The following is a 21,264-nucleotide window of genomic DNA, read 5'->3' on the forward strand; positions in this document are numbered from 1 at the left end:
CAGTTACCACCCAGGAGTATCTATGGTTGACCACCCGCATTTAGATCTGGAAGAAATTGTTCGTGACAGCTTTGACGAGGATGAGCTGCAACAACTACTGGCGCGCTTAACTGAGCTGGAGCCTGCCGAGCTGGCACTGGCATTGGAATCGATGCCGCTGGAGCAACGGCTCAATTGCTACTTGGGCCTGGCGGTCAGCGACCAGATTGACGCCCTGATGTACATGCGGGTCGATGCCCGGGAGAATATTTTCCGCCAGTTGGATGACCAGCAACTGCGCACTTTGGTTGAAGAAATGGACGTTGATGCGTTGCTGGAGCTTTTGGATGAGCTACCAACCCGATTTTATGATTACGCCTGCTCCAGACTCGATGCCAGTCAACGGCGCTGGTTAGAGACAGCACTGACCTATGATGAGGATCAGTGTGGGCGCTATGCCGACCATGACCTGTTGATTATCAATAAAAATGCCAGGGTGCGGGATGCAATCCGTTTATTCCAGAATTTACCGGATGATGCCGAATATCAGGATACATTATTTGTTATCGACCGCACTGGCCGCTATGCCGGTCAGATCCAGGCCAGCCGCCTGCTCGGTCAGGCGACACATTTACCGGTCGATCCGCTGATTGATCCTGATGCGCCTGTGGTTGAAGGTGAGCTGGATCTGGACCAGGGCTCCGATATCGTCTCACGTTCGGGTTATACTGCACTGGCGGTAGTCGATAGTGACGGCAAGTTATTAGGGCGGCTATCCATTGGCGAAGCGCTGGAGAATGTCCGCCGCAGTCTAGAAAGCCAGTTTATGCATACCGCAGGTTTGGACGAAGAAGAGGACTTATTTGCCCCCATTATGATCAGCGCCAAACGCCGCGCGCTGTGGCTTGGTATTAATTTGCTGACGGCTTTTCTGGCTGCCTGGACCATTGGTCTTTTTGAAGCCACCTTACAACAGGTAGTTGCGCTGGCGGTGTTGATGCCGATTGTTGCCAGTATGGGCGGAATTGCCGGTAGCCAAACCTTAACCTTGATGATTCGGGGCTTGGCACTGGAGCAAATTACCGAGCAAACCTATATGGCACTACTACGCAAAGAGATGGGCGTAGCGGCGCTAAACGGCGTACTCTGGTCAATCGTTATTGCCGTTATTACCTACTTCTGGTTTGGTGATTGGTTAATCGGCGGTATTATTGGCGCCGCTATTGTCATTAATATCGTGATTGCTGCGGTGTCAGGTGTTTATATACCGCGCTGGTTAGATAAACTGAATATCGATCCGGCACTCTCTGGCTCTGTAATACTGACCACAGTAACCGACGTAGTGGGTTTTTTTGCTTTCCTTGGCTTAGGTTCATTGTTTTTACTGGCATAATATCAGGCATCATTGCCAGAACAGGCAGTTCTCACTGTTGTTCAGTAGTTATCACTGAGCAGGAGCTAACATGAAAATAGCGATCTTATCGCGCAACGCAGAACTCTACTCCACCAAACGTCTGGTTGAAGCGGCGACATCGGCCGGACATGAAGTACGGGTGATTGATCCCCTGATGTGTTATATGAATATTAACCGCATTAGCTCTTCCATTCACTATAAAGGTGAGGTACTGGAAGGTTTTGATGCGGTGATCCCGCGCATTGGCGCTTCCATCACCTTTTATGGCACTGCCGTGCTACGGCAATTTGAAATGATGGGCGTATATGCGCTGAATGAATCTGTCGCCATTGGCCGCGCCCGCGATAAGTTGCGTTCAATGCAGCTACTGGCCCGTCAGGGTATTGGCTTACCGATCACCGGTTTTGCCGATAAGCCCGGCGATATCCCCGATCTGATTGAGATGGTTGGCGGTGCGCCCTTAGTGATTAAATTGCTGGAGGGAACTCAGGGCATTGGTGTGGTGCTGGCCGAGACCCGTACCGCGGCCGAGAGCGTGATTGATGCTTTTATGGGGCTCAATGCGCATATTCTGGTGCAGGAGTATATTAAAGAAGCCAATGGCGCTGATATCCGCTGCTTTGTCGTTGGCGATAAGGTGGTTGCAGCGATGAAGCGGCAGGCGAAAGCCGGCGAGTTTCGCTCCAATCTGCATCGTGGCGGCACCGCGACCAAAGTCAGTCTGACCCCAGAGGAGCGGCGCACCGCCTTGGCTGCCGCGAAAACTATGGGGCTGGATGTTGCCGGTGTCGATTTATTACGCTCTAATCACGGCCCAGTGGTGATGGAAGTCAACAGTTCACCTGGCCTGGAAGGTATTGAAGCGGCGACCAACAAAGATGTTGCCGCTGCCATTATCCAGCATCTGGAGAAGCGGGTGCTGAGTCAAAAAAGCCGCAAACCGGCCCGAACCAAAGGAACCGGCTAATGTCCGAACTACGCGCCCCCTTTTTCCTCGCTGAAAGTCAGATCCCGGCCGGAAGCCGGGCGGTAGTAGACATCCCCTTTGGTAAGCTCTATACCCATACTGAGCTGAATATCGGCGCCCATGTGGTGCATGGCCGCCAGGACGGCCCGGTGTTGCTGGTCACGGCCGCGCTGCATGGCGACGAAATTAACGGGGTCGAAATTTGCCGCCGCTTACTGAAAGTCCCCCGCCTGAACCGGTTGCGCGGTACTTTGGTGGTGGTACCCATTGTTAATACTTACGGCTTTGTGCAGCAATCGCGTTATTTACCGGACCGCCGGGATCTGAATCGCAGCTTTCCCGGCAGTGAAAAAGGTTCCCTGGGTAGCCGGATGGCGTTTCAGTTTACCGAACAAATCCTTAGTAAATGTACCCATGCCATAGACTTACATACCGGTGCCATTCACCGCAGTAACCTGCCGCAAGTCAGAGCCAGTGCCAAGGATAAGGTGGCACTGAGTATGGCTGAAAGCTTTAACGCGCCGATTATTATCAAGGCGGCCAGCCGCGATGGCACCATGCGCGGTACCGCCAACAATTTAGGGATCCCGATTTTACTCTATGAAGCCGGCGAAGCACTGCGCTTTGATGAGCAATCCATTAAGATTGGGGTACGCGGTATCGTCAATGTGATGCAGCAACTGGGTATGCTAAGTCGCGGCAAGCGACTCGGTAAAACCCGCTCGCTGTTTTCGAAGAAGAGCAGCTGGGTGCGGGCCGAGCATGATGGCATCGCCCGTTATTATGTCAGCTTGGGGCAAACCGTACAGCAGGGCGATCTGCTGGCGCATATCTATTCGCCTTATTCCGACTTTGAGGTTGCCGTTACGGCGACGCTATCCGGGGTGATTATCGGCCGCACTAATCTGCCGCTGGTGAATGAAGGCGAAGCGCTGTTTCATATTGCGGAGGTCAGTTCACTGGAGGAGGCCGAGAAGACGCTGGATGCGATCAGTGACGAAGTAGACAATGCGATGCCGTTATCGCTGACCGATGAATATGGCGTGGTCTAAGCTAGAAACTCAACACGAGCTAGGGCGCCTTTTCGACCACTACATCAAATTCAGCCAGCTCAGGCAGTTGCTGCTGCAGCTTGGTTTCGATGTCATCCAGCTCACGCATTCGCTGACAAAACAGCGCTGATTTCGCTTCCAGCTCAACCATTTTCTGATCCATACCCAGGGTGATTTTATCCATCAGTTGATTTACTGCTTGCCAATCCTGACTGTCGGCCTTTTCAAAGTTGCTGTCTGACTGGCGCAGTGCATCACGCAAAGCGCCCCAGACAGCACCAACAGTATGGCGGGCTAGCATGGTTAATTGCGGTTTAAGTTCACCGTTTAGGAAATTATCCAGCTCGTTTAAGCTTTGTGGTGCCAGATAAAAATGATCACCGGTGCGCACAAAGCGCGATAAAAATTGAAAGGTGGTTTCGCGGATCAGGGCACGCCACTCGGCTTGCTGCGACTTATTACCCACACCAGCCAACATCGCCTCGATACTGGATAAGCCAACTTCAACGCCATCCACTGCCAGGCTAACAATTTCCGGTACAAAACGACGCAAGCCCTGGGCATAGAGCTGGAGTAACTGTTGCGAATCATCTTCAAGCTCAAACCATTCGCCTTTGATAAAAAGCTGTTTATCTTCATTGATTTGAACGAAGGTGCGGTTATTTTGCATAATGCGGATCTGATCCGGAGAGATCAGCACACCATAGCGGAAGGCCATATTACAGTCGGCAAGCAGCGGTGAACTGACTAGCAGTAATAAAAAACAGATAACTCGCACAACCAGACACCTACCAACCAGACCTGAGAATAGCTTAGAGAAAAAGCCAGCAGAGCGCATTACTCAATACCGCATAGACGCTACCCCTGGTCGCACTACAGTGGATTGATCGCCGGATGGCCATCCTGAATTTCAATAACTGAAGGCCCGTACTCACGGCGACTACGGATAATTTCTTTACCAAATTGCACTTCAACTGCCGAGAATAACTGCTGGATGGCTTTTACCTTTAACTCCGGTAACAACAATAACCGCTGCTCTTCCAACGCCCGCACCTCGTCAATCAGTGCTTTAGCCAGCTCTTTTTGCTCAGCAAACTCCTGCTCCAGCTTCTGAATTAACTCGTCGGTCTGGCCAGCCAGTAATTTACGTTGCTTATCAATACGCTGCTTTAGCTCATCTAAAACCGCTCTGGCCTGGCTCAATTGACTGCGCATTAACTCTTGTTGCTGCAATAATGGGGTCAGATGACGGTTGACTTTAATTACCACGACACCGCTGGAGGGAGATCCCAGTTGTCCGCAGCTCAAGGTTTTACCAAGCAGGTAATGACCACCGACAATTTTTCCGGTAATTTTATCGCCACTGCCCGCTAACACGGTGTCAGCCTCTACCGAACAATGCATCAGATACTTGGTCGCCATCAGTTGGCCACCGCAGAAAAAAGCAGAATACTGCGCAATATTGCAATTAATATCGCCCTGCGCTCTGATCACTGTGCTGTATTCAGGGGACTCGCTCTGCGGATTAAGTTGATGACCGATAATGGAGCCGACAATATTAATATCACCACCCGCTTCGACTAAGTCCCCTTCCATAACACCTTGAATAATGACATTACCACCGGCGACCACTTTCATACCAGAAATCACATTACCGGTGACAACCACTGAGCCTTTGAAAATAATATGCCCCGTGGTGAGATCAACATTTTTGACGGTAAAAACTTCGTCAACGGTTGCACCATTGTCGATGGCTCGGGGTAAACCGTCCTGAGTTGCCAATAACAGATCCGGATCTTCGGCACTCAGTCCGACACCAGGCCCTAATTGCCACTCCATTAAGATGCCAGGCACTGCCGGCAGTGCTTCTCCAACAACATTGATACCGGGCTCACCAGAAGTGGGTGGAAAGCGGCGCATGAGTGGCTGGCCCGCAGCAACCGCAGGAATAGCGCCAAAGTCACGTAAGTCGGCTTTCGCCTCCGACTCCACCAAGGGTTGATTACGACGCCGCACCATATCCGGAATCAATGGTTCAAAACGCGAGTTCATACCATTGACCACGGCTCGGCCGGTCGCAATTTCCAGCTTCAAACGACTACCGGGTTCGGCCCGGCTGGCTTGTTGCACCAACCGGATAATATTTTCTTTTTGAAAACCAAAGACGATACCGGCTTGTTGTGCGCCCTTCACCAGCTCGTTAGCGGAGATAGGTGCACCGCCCCAAGCAGCAGTAATAATCGCATAGGCGGCCATCTTGTCTTCGGCGATCTCAAATGCCAACTGAGCAGGGCGTTTCTCAGCAATCGGATAGGTCAATACCCTGGCGTTTTCGGCCAAAGTCATGGCTTTAACTTTTTGTTGGTATTCCTGATATTCTGCGATGAGATTCGCCAGATTATTCTGGTTTAGGAAGCAGCGGCCGTAACCGGCATCAATGATGGCTTGTTTTAGGGCGTCAGCAGTCAGAGGTGCAGCAGAAACCGGCACTTTGATTATTATATTGAGGTCGTGCTCAGTAAATTCCATAAATATTCCCATTACTTCAGGGAGTTATCAGGTATTGCTTTTGTCAGTTACTTCCTGCTATCACCCTGTGCTGGCCGGACTTCACTATCCGTTATAAGAAAAAAGCATTACCTGAGACAAGATGCCGTTACTGAACCAAATTTTTTACATAAAAGCAAGCGCTGTCTGCTGGTCAGCGCGTTATTCTGGCTATCTACCTCACCAAGGGTAGTTAAATATAGTTATCCTGGTGAACCCGGATAAACATATCCGTACCCTTTTTAGTATACTCGATTTTATATTCTTTGTTGTTTAGCGCCTGAATAAACAACAACGTCTTAGTCTCACCGAACACATCGACACTCGATACGTCCACCAACTCCAGGTAGCGTTCCTTGGCTTCGCTGCGACTAGATGGCACTGCGTCCTCAAAAACTTTTACGCCGTGTCGAGATACCAAAATTGGCGGGTCCTGATCATCGTTAATAATCACCAGGTCCAGCTTTTTATTTTTATGAATGATGGTATTCCGGCCACTGACCAGAAAAGCTTTTTCATAATTATTCATTACTACTCTGCCGGTTGTTTAGATTAAGGTTATTATGATACAGCAGTTTAGCAGTGTCTAGTTCCCTGTTTGTAAGCTGGCCAACCGCTGCTTGTTTATCGCCTGACACCATTGCTGGGCCACCTCTGCCGATACATTAACCGGCACCATAAACTCAAAGCCGCAAGCCTCTGCCAGACGTTGCATACGCTGCGCAAAGGCGGCTCGAACACCGTCATAGCGCTGTTTACCACTGTTGAAAAAGTCCTTTTCTTTTAACAACTCAGTGGCACACTGGCCGCTGGCACAGCTTTGCCGGATCGCTTCCAGATACAGCGGTCGCTGCTCTGTCATCATTCTGACCGCTAACCGCAACGGCAATTGCTGCAGTAACGCATCGAAATCTGTGATCTTAAAGCCGATAAAAGCCAGTGGCTTACCATCCAGCTCCGGCACCGCACAATAAGCAAAGGCACTAAAATCCAGACGGCAACTGCCTGCCCGGTGACAGTAGCGGATGCCATACTCATCAAGTTCCAAACTATATTTGGGCTCAGCCAATTTTGCCCAACCCAGAAATGCTGCCAATAAAGACGCCATATAAGCAATACCCAACCACCAGCTAAACTGGCTGGCGAACAACAGGGTGTACAACAGCAGTAACAGTAATACAGCCAAACTACTCAATAATAATCTGGCACCGCCACTACTGGCAGAACCAGCAAACCCCTGTTTCATACTGCGACCTCGCGTTGTCATAATCTTGTTGTATTATCTTACGTTATTTCACCGCTTCTGGGTTAACCGTCATGAACCAGCTAGACTGATACGACAGACCGCAGGATGAGTGCGATAACAGGAAATCTGAACGGCGATTCTTTCCATACAATACCCTGAGTTTATTTTTTGATTAAATTGGAGTTCCCTTGGCGCCTTTACACTCTCGCTTGATATGGTTCATTTTATTGGCCTTATTGTGTTTTGTTGGCTTTTTGTACTGGCAATCTCAACAAAGCAATGGCAATAGCCGTGGGCCTGGCGGTGCTGTTGCCGTTAAAACTGCCACCGTTAGCACTCAGCAAATGATGCGGGAAGTCAGTGCCATAGGTACCGGTATCGCCAATAACTCGGTACAGCTAATTGCACCAAGCAGCGAATTCTTAATCGAACTCAATGTTAGCGAAGGCCAGAAAGTGAATGCCGGCGATGTGATAGCACGTTTAAATAACGTGCAGCAAAAAGCCAGGGTCGCCGAACTGGAAGCTGTACTAACCGAGCAGCGCCGGCAACTTGACCGTTTAAAAAATCTGGCTACCACCCAGGCTACCGCCCAATCCTTGCTGGATGAGCAACAGACCCGGGTTAACAGCACCCTGGCACAACTGGATATTGCCAGACAACAGCTCAATGACATGACTATCCGCGCCCCATTCAGTGGTTTTCTCGGCTTGCGTCAAATTAGCCGCGGCGCCTTCGTTAATGCTGGCACCGTGATCACTACGCTGGATGATATTCAACAGTTACGGGTAGAATTTCGGATCGCTGAGCGGCATCTGGCCGATGTGGCCGTCGGTATGCCGCTTACTGTAACTAACGTTGCGTACGGCAAATTACCTTTTGAAGGTGAAGTGACCGCCATTGATACCCGATTAGATCCGGTGACCCGCTCAGTGACTATTCATGGCCGGATTGCGAACGATAACCTGATGTTAAGACCAGGTATGCTGCTCAATGTCCGTTTGCAACTGGATAACCGGCAGGTGCTGCAAATCTCTGAAAAAGCTTTGGTGCCGCAACAGAACCGGCAATATGTGTTTGTTGTCGATGCCGAAAACCGTGTGCAACAACGGGAAGTGCAAATTGGCCAGCGGATCCCTGGCTGGGTAGAAGTGGAATCAGGCTTAGCTGAGGGCGATGAAATTATTGTCGAAGGGGTGCAAAAGGTCCGCACCGGCGTCACTATCAGCAAAATTGAGGGCTAACTATGTGGTTATCTGATACCTCAGTCAAACGCCCGGTTTTTGCTACTGTAATCAACCTGTTACTGGTGATTTTCGGCATTGTTTGCTTCACTATGCTGCCGCTGCGGGAATATCCGGATATCGATACGCCTGTTGTTAGTATCAATACCAATTATCCGGGCGCCTCCGCCGAAATCGTTGAGAGCAAAATAACGCAAATGCTGGAAGACCGGATCAGCGGTGTTGAAGGCATTAAAAGCATTAACTCCAGCAGCCGCAATGGCCGCTCCAGCATTACCATTGAGTTTAACGTAGAGCGGGACATCGACGCAGCCGCTAACGATGTACGCGAGCGGGTTTCACGCGCACTGAATAACCTGCCAGATCAAGCGGACCCACCAGAAGTCTTTAAAGCCAATGCTGACGAAGATACCATCGCCTGGTTTTTGCTTAACAGCGACAATATGACCACGCTGGAACTGACTGATTATGCCAACCGCTATATTGCAGAGCGGTTTTCGGTAGTCGATGGCGTGGCTCGCCTGCAGTTTGGTGGTGCCCGCGATTATGCGATGCGGATTTGGTTAGATCGCGACGCGATGGCTGCCCGTGGTGTCACAGTACAAGATGTTGAGGCGGTACTTCGCGCCGAAAACGTCGAACTGCCAGCCGGTAATATTAAATCGATCGATCGCGATTTTACGGTTCGGGTGGTGCGCTCTTTCCGCACCCAGCAGGACTTTGAACGCATCGTCGTTAAACGCGGAGCTAATAACTATCTGGTACGACTGGCAGAAATTGCCGATGTCATGTTAACGGCAGAAGATGAGGAAGGTGAATTCCGCAGTGACGGTAAGAATATCCTGGGTATCGGTATTATCAAACAGTCAAAAGCCAATACGCTGGAAGTGGTACGCAACGCCCGGGCGGAAATGGAACGCATCAAGGCTAATCTGCCGCCGGGCATGACCATTGAGCCAGGCTATGACTCTTCAGTCTTTATTGCCCAGTCGATTAAAGAAGTTTATAACACCCTCGGTATCGCCATGTGTATGGTTATTTTGGTGATTTTCCTGTTCCTCGGCAATATCAGAGCCACCTTTATTCCGGCTATTACCGTACCGGTGGCACTGGTCTCTGCGGTAACAGTACTCTTCGCTCTGGATTTCTCCATTAACCTGTTGACCTTGCTGGCAATGGTACTGGCGATTGGTCTGGTGGTAGATGACTCTATCGTGGTATTGGAGAATATCTACCGCCGGATTGAACAGGGCGAAGCACCATTGTTGGCAGCCTATCGCGGTGCCCGTGAAGTGGGTTTTGCGGTGGTTGCCACTACCTTGGTACTGATTTCCGTCTTTGTGCCACTGGTCTTTATGCAGGGCCAGTTGGGTAAGCTATTCACTGAATTTGCGCTGGCGGTGGCAGCAGCGGTGGCGTTTTCCAGTGTGGTGGCGCTGACGTTATCACCTATGCTGTGCTCAAAAATCCTGAGTCACCGCAAACGCGAGAGCAAGCTGGGTACCTGGCTGCACGCTGCTTTTGCTAAGCTGGAAGCCGCTTATAAGAGCCAGTTAGCCGTGGTCTGCAACACCCGTTGGCCGGTACTCATCGTCGTAGCGCTGTGTTTTCTGGCCAGCTATCAATTGGTACGAATGCTGCCAAGCGAACTGGCCCCACAAGAGGATCGTGGTACCTTCTTTGTAATGATGAGTCCGGCTGAAGGCGCCAGCTATCAGAGCAATAGCCGCAATATGCGGTTAATTGAAGATATCCTGACCCCTTATTACCAGGACGGTCAGTTGACGCGAATGCTGATCCGGGTACCAGGCTGGGGCAACAGCGGTGGTATTGCCATAGTGGGTACCGAGAATTGGTATAACGGTAAACGACCGACTCAGGAGCTAGTGACTGAAATTGGCCAAAAAATTAACGAACTGCCAGATGTTAGGGCCTTCACCTTTATGCGTGGTGGATTAGGCGGCGGTGGCGGCGGTAACCGGCCGGTGCAGTTCGTGATTCAGGGCAATACCTATGAGGAACTGGCACAGTGGCGCGATATTATTTTACGCCGAGCAGCAGAGAATCCGAATTTATTGATGCTGGATCACGATTACAAAGAAACGGTACCGCAGGTATTGGTAGAAATCGATACCGACCGTGCCGGTGATTTAGGTGTCTCGGTCGGCGCCATTGGCCGGGCGCTGGAAGCGATGCTGGGTGGCCGTCGGGTGACCACCTTCCTGGATCGTGGCCGGGAATATGATGTGATTATCGAGGGCCTGGATGATGACTTCCGCGCCCCTGGTAAAATCAGCAATGTCTATATTCGCTCAGACAGCAGCCGGGAGTTAATTCCGCTGGATAACCTGGTGACCTTGCGTGAAGAAGCTACGGCTTCAAGCCTGAACCGCTATAACCGGATGCGTGCCATTACTATCACTGGTGGTCTGGCGCCCGGCTACAGTCTGGGGGAAGCACTGGAGTATCTGGAGACGATTGTCCGAACCGAAATTGATGAGCCGGTCGGTATTGATTACAAAGGCGAGTCGTTACTGTTCCAGGAAAGTGGTAAATCGACAACACTGGTATTTGTACTGGCATTGATTATCACCTATCTGGTACTGGCGGCTCAGTTTGAAAGCTTTATCCATCCGCTGGTCATTATGATCACCGTGCCACTTGGTCTGGTTGGTGCCCTGTCAGGTCTGTATTTCTCTGGTATGACACTGAATATCTACAGTCAAATCGGACTCGTGATGCTGATAGGCTTAGTGGCGAAGAACGGCATCCTGATTGTGGAGTTCGCCAACCAGCTGCGTGATGCCGGGATCGCCTTTGAAGAGGCGGTAAAGCGCGCTGCGGCGCAGCGGCTGCGCCCTATCGTGATGACTGCCTTTACAACCGTGATGAGTAGCTTGCCGTTAGTACTGGCAACAGGCCCGGGCTCAGAAAGCCGGATGGTGATTGGTATGGTAATTTTAAGCGGTGTCGCCTTTGCGACCCTGCTGACGCTCTACGTAGTGCCTGTGACCTATATTGCGATTGCCCGTAACACTGGCTCACCGAAAGCATTAAGTCGTGAGCTGGAACGTCTGGAAGCGGCTGCGCCGGACGAACATGCGGCTGATGAGGTGGTGCCGGGCGCTATCGATAGCGATAACTCGCCTGCGAAGTCCTAACTGGCGTAAGTAACAATCCACCTCTATAGGAGGTGGATTAAGATTAACAATAAAAAACGGGAGCCTGGTGCTCCCGTTTTTTATTGTGCCGCATCAGAGCATTAAAAAGGGATCGGCTGCCCGTCCCAATTCAGCAGCAAACCGGAGTCCGTCAGCTGGCTTTGCCGGATCACGCTTAGCAAACGTTCCGCCGTTGCCGCTGCGCTTTGCAACTGCCCTGCCGGCAGCCGCTGCTGAAAAGGTGCTGACAAAGCGCTGTCGGTGGTGCCCGGATGCAGGCTAAACAGCGCTGCAGTTTTATTCACACGGCCAAGCTCAATACTGGCGCAGCGTACCAGCATATTCAGCGCCGCCTTGGCCATCCGGTAACTGTACCAACCACCGAGCTGATTATCACTGATACTCCCGACCTTAGCACTGAGTACCGCTACCCGGATCCCCGGTTGTTTCTGTAGCCAGGGCTGTAGTGCCTGCAAATAGAAAACCGGGCTAAACAGATTAATCTCCATACTCTGCTGCAGCGCCTCTCGGCTTACTTGCTGCAGACTTTTCTCCGGCAAATGCCCATCGCCATGCAACCAGCCCTGGCATATCACAACGGCGGTAACGGGCAGCTGAAAAATCCTGGCCAAAACCGCGTCAGCTGCGCCCTGCTCTGCACTCTGTAGTTGGTACCAGCTCACACCGGATATCGGCTCAGCTAACGGCTGGCGGCTGATCGCCGAAACCTGATGCCCGGCAGCCAATAAATTCTGTAGCAGGCCCTGCGCAATACCGCCGCTGGCGCCAATAATTAACCAGTGTTCAGTCATTTTGTATCTGCTCCGCCACCTCAGTACCACTTAACCAGGCATTTTCTACCCTTCCGCCGCGCAACCAGTCACCAGCCAGCCAAAGGCCAGCTGCAAGACTAACCGGCGGTACTGGCTGTGCAACCTCCGCAATCTGAGCAAAGCGCCAGCGATGGCAGATAGCAGCCGCAACCTCGACCGGCTGTGCCAAAACCTTAGTCAGCAATTCGGCAGCCAGCTCCTGCCAGAAGCTGGCCGCCTGCTCCAGATGCTGCTGACTAAAGGCGGCCGTAAAATGCAATAGCCAATGCTCCGGGCCTGCACGCCCGGGTTTACTATTTTGCCGGCAAAGCCACGACAACGGCAGTTGCGGGTCTTTCACAAAGATCCCGCCAACATTGCTACCGCTTGGCCTTGTCAATTGCAAATCAACCGCCCAACAGGGGGTCAGTATCTGTTGCGGTAACAGTGTGCTGAACTCAGCTGGCAATAGTGCTGCGGCTTGCTGAGGTGGTACTGTCAGTACGACCTGGCTAAAAGGGCCATAGTCCTGACCTGTTGTATCCTGCAGCCACCAATAATGATCTTGCTGCCAGATCCGTTGCAGTTGACATTGATAGCGGATATCCAGCCCCTGCGCCAGCTGTCGCAGTGGGCTATGCATCGCCGGCACACCGACAAAACGCAGCTGAGCGTCCGGAGATGGCAGCAGTTTACCCGCCACAAACTGCGACATGGCTGCCAACCAGGGCGCAACCACGCCTTGCTGTTGCCATTGTTGAACCTGTGCCATAAAAGACGGATGCCGGGCGGTAAAATACTGCGCACCTAAATCCAGATAACCCTCAGCGCTGCGTTTACTGGTCATACGCCCACCCGGCCCGCGGGCTTTATCAAATAGCTGAACCGGCTTGCCCAGTTGTTGCAGCCGGTTAGCACAAGCCAGGCCGGCGATACCGGCACCGACTACAGCGATCGTCATCTTTTACTGATCCCATCTAAACTAATAATGTGTTACTTACGTTAAACTTAAGGTAGATGATCAAATCACAGCGCAGGGAGTATCAAAAATGGCAAACGAAGTGGCAACCTTTGGTGCCGGCTGCTTTTGGTGTCTGGAGGCAGCACTGAATGAACTTGATGGCGTGCACAGCGCGCTCAGTGGTTATATGGGCGGCCATACGTTAGCGCCGGATTATCAGAGTGTCTGCAGTGGCCAGACAGGTCATGCAGAAGTGGTGCAGGTTAGCTATGACCGGGAGCGCATCAGCTTTGCCGAGCTCTGTCAGGTATTTTTTGCCCTGCATGACCCGACCCAGCTAAACCGCCAGGGCAATGATATTGGCAGCCAATACCGCTCAGTCATTTTTTATCACAGCGGCAGCCAACAGCAACAGGCGGAGGCCTTTATTAGCGAGCTCAATCAGGCCGGTCTGTTCGATGCCGCTATCGTCACCGAGCTCAGTCCGGCCAGTACCTTTTATCCGGCAGAGGCCTATCATCAGGGCTATTACCGCCAGAATCCGCAACAAGGCTATTGCCACTGGATCATCACCCCGAAGCTGCAGAAGTTTCGCCAGCAGTTTTTAGCTCAGCTAAAACAAAGGCCGTCATAACGACGGCCTCTGGCGCACCATATCGCTTAGAATAAGCGGTATTGCAGGCTAAGATTCAGATTCACACCGGCGGTATTGTAACCGTCACTGGTTTGATACTGTTTATCCAGCAGGTTATCCACTTTGGCCCGTAGCGTCAGCGCAGGTTGCAGCTGATAGGCCAGGCCCAGCCCCCACAGCGTAAAGCCGCCCAGCTCGCTGCGGCTGGCAAAATCGCCCTGATAGGTATCACTCTGATAATCCGCTGTCACAAAGGCGCTCAGCGCCTGCCATTGCTGCTCTAATCGCCAGTGTAACGTATGTTTGGGCCGGCGCACCAAACGCTGACCACTTAACTGATTTTTGGTATTCAACAAGGTATAGGCCAGCTGTTGGGTCAAACTGCCCAGCTCTGCGGTCACGGCGAACTCGACACCGGACAAACGCGCCCGGCTGATATTTTCCGGCCGGAAACTGGTCATATCAAACTGGATCAGATCCTGCACCTGGGTTTCGAACCAGGCCAGTTCAAAACTACCATTGGCAACCTGATAGCTAAGCGCAATCTCATCCGCCACACTGCGCTCTGGCGCAAGCTCTGCATTGCCGCTGCCCGGATAGTATAAATCATTAAAGGTCGGCGCTTTAAAGGCCGCACCACGGCTGGTCCGTACTAACCAATGTTCGGCAAAACGATAACCAGCCGCCAGTTGCCAGGTATTATTGGCGCCATATTGGTCGGTCAGATCGCGCCTGGCCGAGCCCTCTAGTAACCAGCTATCCTGCTTCAGATGCACACCACTGAATAGCGCCTGATTGATGCGCCGGCTTTCCAGATAACCGACACCCGAGCGCTGTACATCTTCGCTATACCAGTTAACACCCGCTAACCAATTCAGCGCCTCGCTCAATGCCAGGTTGGCCTGATAGTTAAACTCCTCGCGCTCGGTGACAAAGGGGCTGCGGGAGTCTGGACCAAAGCTGGTCTCATCATCCAGGCTACGGCTAAGCTGAGCCTGCTGTTGCAGCTGGTCGGCAGCATACTGCCAACCCAAAATATAGCTGCGATGCAATACATCGCCCTGATCTTCACTCCCCCAGGCGGTATCATACTGATAGGTGCCGGAGTTAATATCAAACTGGGCATTAAAGTCCCCCGCTACCGTGGTCAGGGCAGCAGCAAATTTGGCAAAACGCTGTTGATAGCCATCCCGGTCCGGATCCAGACCATCCCGCACGTCAAAACCGTCGGCCCGGCTGTAGCCGAAAGCGCTGTTTAACTGCAGCGCCCCAAATTGCTGGCCCAGCGCCAGATCGGCAGCGGCCTGTCCGTAACTGCCGGCATTCAGTTGCAGCTCAGCGCCCTGCCCCTGGCGGGTACTAATGACGATCACCCCAGCGAGTGCATCGGCGCCATACCAGGCCGCGCGGGGTCCACGGATCACCTCAATCCGCTCAATTAATTCCAGCGGCACCATACTCAGGGCTTTGGCACCGGTGGTGGCCGAGCCAGCGCGCACGCCGTCAATCAACACCAGGGTGTAACCGGTATTACCGCCGCGCAGATAAAGACCAGTACTTTGGCCACGGCCACCATCCCGCGACAGGTTAATGCCCGGCAACTGTGCTAATAGGGCCGGTAAGTCGGCAGCTTGCCGGGCCAGAATATCTTCACGCTCCAGCACTGAGATACTGGCCAATACATCGGCTTCTGCTAAGGCAGTGCGGCTGGCGTGAATATTAATGCGTTCAACAGACTCAGCCATAGTTGTGGCTGAACAAAGCGTAAGTAGCAGCGGTGCTGCCAGACGAAATTGCAACATAGCATCTCCCAATGTGCCCACCGCACATTGCATCAGGTTGGTCGGATTGTCAGGCCGGTCTCCGGGCTTGTTACCTGGCAGCTGTGGGCCACCACCTGCTTCACCTTCCCATCTTGCGACAGTGGCATCAGAAACAGGTACAGTCACTTACCGTTGCGGGGGCAGCTCTGGTGTTACACCAGATTCCCGTTTAACCCTCGGCAGCATCTGCCGGGGCACCTGAAAATAAAAACGGCTTCTATCCGAAGATAAAAGCCGTCGCAGTTTACGCCCTTCTCTCAGAATGTCAACAGACTTCTGGATGGCTGAACCTTAATCGCGAAAGTTGGTGAACTGAAACGCTTGCTCCAGCTCGGCGCCACGCACCAGTGCAATGACTTCCTGCAGGTCGTCGCGCTTTTTGCCGGTCACCCGTACCTGCTCGCCCTGGATCGAAGCCTGTACCTTGGCTTTGCTGTCTTTAATCAGCTTAACCAGTTTTTTCGCCATCTCGGTTTCAATACCTTGTAACAGATTCAAGGTCTTACTACAGGTTTTACCTGAGAAGGTGACACTACCCTCTTTGAATGAACGGATATCAATACCGCGTTTCACAGCCTTAGTCAGAAAAATCTCCACCATTTGCTGCAGCTGAAACTCGGCATCAGCGGTCAGGGTCACCACTTTGTCTTTTAACGCAAATTCTGCGGTGACACCGCGAAAGTCAAAGCGGGTTTGTAATTCCCGATTGGCATTATCAACAGCATTCAACACTTCCTGCTGATCGACTTCTGAGACAATATCAAAGGACGGCATCTTATTCTCCTGTATGCGGTTTACTGGCGATTATAACCAGAAAACTGTTACAATCCGAGCGACTTTCGCGGAGGTTGTAACGTGCCCCAATCCTTTTATCGTCTGTTATGCGTGCTGGTGTTAATTGTTTCTACTGTAGGTTTTCTGGCTGAAATCAGTGGTCACCGCGTCGGTGCCGGTATTGCTAACCTGGATAAACTGGCGCACTTTCTGATTTTTGTTGTACTAAGTTGGCTGTTTTTCAAAGGCTTTCGCCTGGTATTCTGGAAATTGTTTCTTTTGCTGGCACTGTATGGCGCGCTGATTGAAGTCGTGCAGGAGCACTTCACCCGTCGCCACGGCGATATCTGGGATTGGCTGGCAGATATCGCTGGCATCCTGGCATTTTACCTTGGACGTAAGCTATGGCACTTTTGCCGTCCGCGCAGCCGCGCTGTCAGATAGTTGGCCGTGGCGCCATCGGCTTGCTCGCTGCCAGTCGGTTGCAGCTAGCCGGCTGGCAGGTCAATCTCTGGCTGCGGCAAGCAGCAAACCTTGATTGTATTTTTGTACCAGCAAAGGGAGAGCCACGGTCACTGCATTTCCCCGCGGCCGAAGCACCGTTAACGCTGTTGCTAGTCCCAGTAAAAGCCTATGCCGTGCAAAACTGCTTGCGGCAACTGGCGCCAGTACTTGCCGCCGATGCCCAGCTGATTGTCAGCCACAACGGCATGCCGGATCTGGGGTGGCTGCAACAGCAGCTGGCTCCTGGCCAGGGATTGTGGTTTCTGTCAACCAGCCATGCGGCTTTGCGCAGCTCTGATGGTGTGCAACATAGTGGTTTGGGGCAAAGCGTACTGGCGCCTTTAAACGCTAAGGCACAGCAAGCCACGACGAGCGTGGTGGCGATGCTGGATACGGCGCTGGGACCGGTGACATTGACTGACGATATCCGGCCGGCTTTGTGGCGCAAACTGGCTGTCAATGCAGCGATCAATCCACTGACGGCAATTCATCAGTGTCGCAACGGCGCTTTGGCCGCAGCAGACTATCAACCCTTATTGGCAGCTATTGTGAATGAGGTCTGTCTGGTAGCCGGGGCCGAAGGTATCAGCCTGTTGCCAGCGCCGACACTGGCGTTAGTACAACAGGTGATCGCCAATACTGCGCACAACTATTCATCGATGCAGCAAGATGTCAACGCCGGGCGTCAAACGGAAATCGCCGCTATCACCGGCTATATTGTCTCACGCGCAGCCCGTCACGGTTTGGCGGTACCAGAGAACCTGGCCTTATGGCAGGCGCTTCGTCATACCGCCTGAGCTATCAGGGCCGGTACACCGCCACATTTTGATAACCCATTTCCTGCAGCAGTAAGGCCTGTAGCCGGCTCATTACGCCGCGCTCACAATAACAGTAATATTGTTTGCTCTGATCCAGTTGCGGGAATTGCGATGCCAGACGGAAAAAGGGGATCTGTTGTACCTGGTGGCTATGCAATTGCAAAGGTTTAGCCTCAGTTTCATCCGGTGCTCGGATATCCAGCACCACCGCATCCGCGGGCAAGACCTCTTCTACCGCCACGGTACGGGCCTGTTGCTCAGCCTGATACTCGACGGTGCGAATATCCAGAATTTTCGCCTCCCGGACCACCTGCTGCAGGATGGCACTGTCAAAGGCAGCTTCTGTCGCCTCCACCTCAGACAGCACAGCATTGACAGTCGGGCTTTTTGAAATCACGCCACAGTATTCCGGCATGGTACGGGCTAACTCCTCAGCACCAATCTGCTTGGCCAGATCGATGATTTCTTGCTTATCCTGATAAATCAGTGGTCGCAGGATCAGTGTATCGGTGACCCGGTCAATGACCGCCAGGTTGGCAATGGTCTGGCTGGCAACCTGACCGATACTCTCACCGGTCACCAGCGCTTTGATACCCAAATCTGCTGCTACCTGACTGGCGGCACGCATCATCATCCGTTTTAACACCACGCCCATCAGGCCGGATTCCACTTTCTCCAGAATTTCGGTTACTACCGGTGCAAAATCAACACTAACAAATTTCACCCGATGCGACAAACTGTATTTTTGCCACAGATAAAATGCCATTTCGCGCACACCAGTTTCATGCGCGGCACCACCTAAATTGAAGAACAGGTAGTGCGTGCGTAACCCCTTGCGGATCATCAGATAGCTGGCCACCGCTGAATCATAGCCGCCCGAAATCAAGGACAAGACATCAGATTGCGACGGTAGCGGGAAGCCGCCCATACCAGCAAAGCTTTCGCTGACCAGTAAAAACTGATCCTGTTTAATTTCCAGCTTAATTGTCAGCTCAGGCTTTTTCAGTTGTACCCTGGCACTGCCGACCCGCTGGTTCAGCCCGCCACCGATATAACGCTCGGCTTCCAGCGAGCTAAAACTGTGGCTCCCCTGCCGCCTGACCCGGACACAGAATGTCTTGCCCGGCAACTGAGCTTCATAAACCGCCGCCACCTGCAGAAAAATATCGTGCAGATCGGTAAACTGCCGGGTTTGCATCTGGGAAAAACTGACGATACCGGGAATACAGCTCAAACGTTCAATCATCTGGCTGCGCAATGACGCCGTTGCCTGCTGGCTGCGCACGGTAAGGTGGTCAAAGTTATTCAGCACTTCTACCTGCTCATCCAGTTGTTTCAGGATGGTTCTCAGGTTGCGCTCCAACAGCATGGTCTGCCGTTTTCGCACTGACTTACTTTTGATCGAGATTTCCGGGTGCAGCTTGATAATAAATTCCAGCATGATGGCTTGTCGGTAGCAAAAAAAGGCGCGCATTATAGCGAAAAAGCCAGCAAAGTGCGAACAAGGCACATGCTGGCTACGTAGCTGATTGTAGGTTAGCCTAAGGCGGGCTTACCGGTTGTAAACTGACCGGCTCCGACTCCTTGGCTTTACCCTGCATAATCGCAATTTCTACCCGCCGGTTCCGGCGCCGGTTTAGCTCGCTATTATTGGGTACCAGGGGCCTGGTATCGGCATGTCCTACCACGATTAAGCGATTACGGTCAAAGCCGGGCGCCCGCAGCAACTCACTGGCAACCGACACCGCGCGTTTTGCCGATAAATCCCAGTTGTTCAGATGTAGCTCATCCGCGACCTGGAAATCATCAGTGTGACCACTGACAGTAATTTCACCCGGAATATCCACCAGCATCCGGCCAATTTGCAGCACAATGGGTTTAAATCTGGGTTGTAGAAAGGAAGAGCCTGACGGAAAAGAGCCATTTTCCCGAATACGGATAATAATCTGCTGCCCCAGCGATTCCAGTTCAATGGCTCCGTCGACAATCTGCTGCTCCAGCTCCTGCGCCATCTTCTTAACCGTTTCATTAATCTGTTCCTGCGCAGCCTCAGCCATAGCTTCCGCGGTTTCGGTTTCTTCCGCATTTAACGCAGACTGGCCACCAGTCTGATCTTCTCGCTGTTCCTGGCGTCCACCGGCCGAATCTTCTTCGCCCGCCTGAAATTCAATCACCTGTTGCGTCATTTCCATTGTTTGCTGCTGGATGGTTTCAATCGGCGTCGGATCGGGCCGGCCAGGCCGGAATTCCATCGCAATAACACTGGTGCCCTTGGGAATATCATCCACTTCAATTTTATTTTGCACACCAAAGGCAAACTTCATGGAGCCGGCAATCTGCTTAAATTTCAACACATCCATTTCGGAAAAGGCCAGCAGTAGCACAAAGAAGCACATTAACAATGCCATCAGATCGGCAAAGGTGCCCATATACTGGGGTAAACCAGGGGGTGGGCATTTACACTCTTGCTCGCTATCACTCATGCGGCTTCTCCGGCGACCTCACGTTTACCCTGAGCCAGATAATTGCGCAGGATCCCTTCGATCACTTTCGGGTTCTGGCCATCCTGGATCCCCAGTACGGCATCCAAAATCAGCATATTATTAAGCTTTTCCTGTTGATTGCGAATGGCCAGTTTATCGGCCAATGGGATGGCAATAACGTTGGCAATAAAGGCACCATAAAGCGTAGTTAACAGTGCAACCGCCATCGCCGGGCCTATCGCTTTCGGATCGTCCATATTGGATAGCATCGCCACCAAACCGATTAGAGTACCAATCATCCCCATCGCCGGCGCCACATCGCCGAGACTCTTAAATACGCCGATAGCGTTTTCATGCCGTTTCTCGGTCAGCGCAATATCTTTTTGCAAGGTCGCCCGCACCACATCAGCATCGTGGCCGTCAACCAGCATATTGATACCTTTTTGCATAAAGGCATTCGGGATCTCCGCCTCTTCCAGCGCCAGGAAGCCACCTTTGCGCGCTGAGTCACCCAGCTGCACGGCCTTTTCAATCAGCTCTTCCGGGGCTTCAATCTTAAACATAAAGGCTTTTACCGCAGCCTTACCGGCACCGAGAAACTGTGTCAGGGTAAATTTTGACAGCACAACAAAAACTGAGCCGCCAACCACAATTAACACCGAGACCAGATCGCCAAACATCCCAGGATCACCGGCACTACCGATAATCATCGCCATCACCACAAAGCCGATAGCGCCTAACATTCCGATCAGCGTCGCTAAATCCACATCTCACTCCTTAACCGACAGAAATTGTGCTGACTAACTTTTATACGTATAGCTTAATTTTACCTTAGCCAACACTCT

Annotated in this window: 19 protein-coding genes and 1 riboswitch; of the genes, 8 read left to right on the forward strand and 11 right to left on the reverse strand. The window is 52.1% G+C overall.

Translation table 11 applies throughout. The features are described from left to right. The first annotated feature begins 22 nt into the window (after window positions 1-22). From mgtE to H1D31_RS11750, 3 genes are all read left to right on the forward strand, one after another. Complete coding sequence (gene mgtE, locus H1D31_RS11740) at window positions 23-1,372, forward strand: magnesium transporter (RefSeq protein ID WP_261259057.1); 1,350 nt, start codon at window positions 23-25, stop codon at window positions 1,370-1,372. A 70-nt stretch (window positions 1,373-1,442) separates the two neighbouring features. Beyond that, a complete protein-coding gene (rimK, locus tag H1D31_RS11745; protein ID WP_008951500.1) occupies window positions 1,443-2,360 on the forward strand; it encodes a 30S ribosomal protein S6--L-glutamate ligase in 918 nt (305 codons plus the stop codon). After that, window positions 2,360-3,412, forward strand: coding sequence for a succinylglutamate desuccinylase/aspartoacylase family protein (locus tag H1D31_RS11750; RefSeq protein WP_261259060.1), 1,053 nt, complete (start codon window positions 2,360-2,362; stop codon window positions 3,410-3,412). Before rimK ends, H1D31_RS11750 begins: the two co-directional genes overlap by 1 nt. 19 nt (window positions 3,413-3,431) lie before the next feature. Here H1D31_RS11750 and H1D31_RS11755 read toward each other — a convergent pair whose 3' ends face one another. From H1D31_RS11755 to H1D31_RS11770, 4 genes are all read right to left on the reverse strand, one after another. Then, a complete protein-coding gene (locus H1D31_RS11755; protein ID WP_261259065.1) occupies window positions 3,432-4,190 on the reverse strand; it encodes a YggN family protein in 759 nt (252 codons plus the stop codon). 95 nt (window positions 4,191-4,285) lie between these two features. Further along, entirely contained in the window at window positions 4,286-5,941 is a 1,656-nt protein-coding gene (locus H1D31_RS11760; RefSeq protein WP_261259068.1) for a DUF342 domain-containing protein, read from the reverse strand. Between the two features lie 211 nt (window positions 5,942-6,152). Further along, complete coding sequence (locus tag H1D31_RS11765) at window positions 6,153-6,488, reverse strand: hypothetical protein (RefSeq protein ID WP_008607590.1); 336 nt, start codon at window positions 6,486-6,488, stop codon at window positions 6,153-6,155. Between the two features lie 57 nt (window positions 6,489-6,545). Next, the gene (locus H1D31_RS11770) at window positions 6,546-7,205 is read right to left on the reverse strand and encodes a DUF2982 domain-containing protein (protein WP_261259070.1); all 660 of its coding nucleotides are present in this window, start codon (window positions 7,203-7,205) and stop codon (window positions 6,546-6,548) included. A gap of 227 nt (window positions 7,206-7,432) precedes the next feature. Between H1D31_RS11770 and H1D31_RS11775 the strand changes: the two genes are divergently transcribed. Both H1D31_RS11775 and H1D31_RS11780 read left to right on the forward strand, forming a co-directional pair. Next, the gene (locus tag H1D31_RS11775) at window positions 7,433-8,449 is read left to right on the forward strand and encodes an efflux RND transporter periplasmic adaptor subunit (protein WP_008607588.1); all 1,017 of its coding nucleotides are present in this window, start codon (window positions 7,433-7,435) and stop codon (window positions 8,447-8,449) included. A gap of 2 nt (window positions 8,450-8,451) precedes the next feature. After that, window positions 8,452-11,610, forward strand: a complete 3,159-nt coding sequence (locus tag H1D31_RS11780) for an efflux RND transporter permease subunit (protein ID WP_065955123.1) — start codon at window positions 8,452-8,454, stop codon at window positions 11,608-11,610. 101 nt (window positions 11,611-11,711) lie between these two features. On the opposite strand, the gene H1D31_RS11785 is transcribed toward H1D31_RS11780, so the two are convergent. Together H1D31_RS11785 and H1D31_RS11790 are read right to left on the reverse strand one after the other, a co-directional pair. Then, window positions 11,712-12,422 (reverse strand): SDR family NAD(P)-dependent oxidoreductase, encoded by a 711-nt coding sequence (locus tag H1D31_RS11785; RefSeq protein ID WP_261259074.1) that lies wholly within the window; start codon window positions 12,420-12,422, stop codon window positions 11,712-11,714. Continuing rightward, complete coding sequence (locus H1D31_RS11790; RefSeq protein ID WP_261259076.1) at window positions 12,415-13,383, reverse strand: NAD(P)/FAD-dependent oxidoreductase; 969 nt, start codon at window positions 13,381-13,383, stop codon at window positions 12,415-12,417. The genes H1D31_RS11785 and H1D31_RS11790 overlap by 8 nt, the downstream gene beginning before the upstream one ends. Before the next feature lie 88 nt (window positions 13,384-13,471). On the opposite strand from H1D31_RS11790, the gene msrA reads away from it, so the two are divergent. Further along, window positions 13,472-14,017 (forward strand): peptide-methionine (S)-S-oxide reductase MsrA, encoded by a 546-nt coding sequence (gene msrA / locus H1D31_RS11795; protein ID WP_261259078.1) that lies wholly within the window; start codon window positions 13,472-13,474, stop codon window positions 14,015-14,017. Between the two features lie 26 nt (window positions 14,018-14,043). Here the strand turns inward: msrA and H1D31_RS11800 are convergent, their stop codons facing one another. Both H1D31_RS11800 and H1D31_RS11805 read right to left on the reverse strand, forming a co-directional pair. Next, the gene (locus tag H1D31_RS11800) at window positions 14,044-15,819 is read right to left on the reverse strand and encodes a TonB-dependent receptor domain-containing protein (RefSeq protein WP_065955127.1); all 1,776 of its coding nucleotides are present in this window, start codon (window positions 15,817-15,819) and stop codon (window positions 14,044-14,046) included. A gap of 34 nt (window positions 15,820-15,853) precedes the next feature. Continuing rightward, window positions 15,854-16,057, reverse strand: a riboswitch (cobalamin riboswitch). A 74-nt stretch (window positions 16,058-16,131) separates the two neighbouring features. Further along, window positions 16,132-16,614, reverse strand: a complete 483-nt coding sequence (locus tag H1D31_RS11805) for a YajQ family cyclic di-GMP-binding protein (RefSeq protein ID WP_008607581.1) — start codon at window positions 16,612-16,614, stop codon at window positions 16,132-16,134. A gap of 81 nt (window positions 16,615-16,695) precedes the next feature. Between H1D31_RS11805 and H1D31_RS11810 the strand changes: the two genes are divergently transcribed. Next, a complete protein-coding gene (locus H1D31_RS11810; protein ID WP_008607580.1) occupies window positions 16,696-17,058 on the forward strand; it encodes a VanZ family protein in 363 nt (120 codons plus the stop codon). After that, complete coding sequence (locus H1D31_RS11815) at window positions 17,019-17,915, forward strand: ketopantoate reductase family protein (protein WP_261259084.1); 897 nt, start codon at window positions 17,019-17,021, stop codon at window positions 17,913-17,915. The genes H1D31_RS11810 and H1D31_RS11815 overlap by 40 nt, the downstream gene beginning before the upstream one ends. Window positions 17,916-17,919: 4 nt before the next feature. On the opposite strand, the gene thiI is transcribed toward H1D31_RS11815, so the two are convergent. From thiI to pomA, 3 genes are all read right to left on the reverse strand, one after another. Next, the gene (gene thiI / locus H1D31_RS11820) at window positions 17,920-19,377 is read right to left on the reverse strand and encodes a tRNA uracil 4-sulfurtransferase ThiI (RefSeq protein ID WP_261260090.1); all 1,458 of its coding nucleotides are present in this window, start codon (window positions 19,375-19,377) and stop codon (window positions 17,920-17,922) included. A gap of 100 nt (window positions 19,378-19,477) precedes the next feature. Next, window positions 19,478-20,419: a flagellar motor protein MotB gene (locus H1D31_RS11825; RefSeq protein ID WP_039925146.1), complete on the reverse strand. Its 942-nt coding sequence runs from the start codon at window positions 20,417-20,419 to the stop codon at window positions 19,478-19,480. Further along, complete coding sequence (pomA, locus tag H1D31_RS11830) at window positions 20,416-21,186, reverse strand: flagellar motor protein PomA (RefSeq protein WP_008607576.1); 771 nt, start codon at window positions 21,184-21,186, stop codon at window positions 20,416-20,418. Before pomA ends, H1D31_RS11825 begins: the two co-directional genes overlap by 4 nt. Between the last annotated feature and the right edge of the window lie 78 nt (window positions 21,187-21,264).

The sequence above is a fragment of the Alishewanella sp. BS5-314 genome (assembly GCF_025377695.1).
Classification (GTDB): domain Bacteria; phylum Pseudomonadota; class Gammaproteobacteria; order Enterobacterales; family Alteromonadaceae; genus Alishewanella; species Alishewanella aestuarii.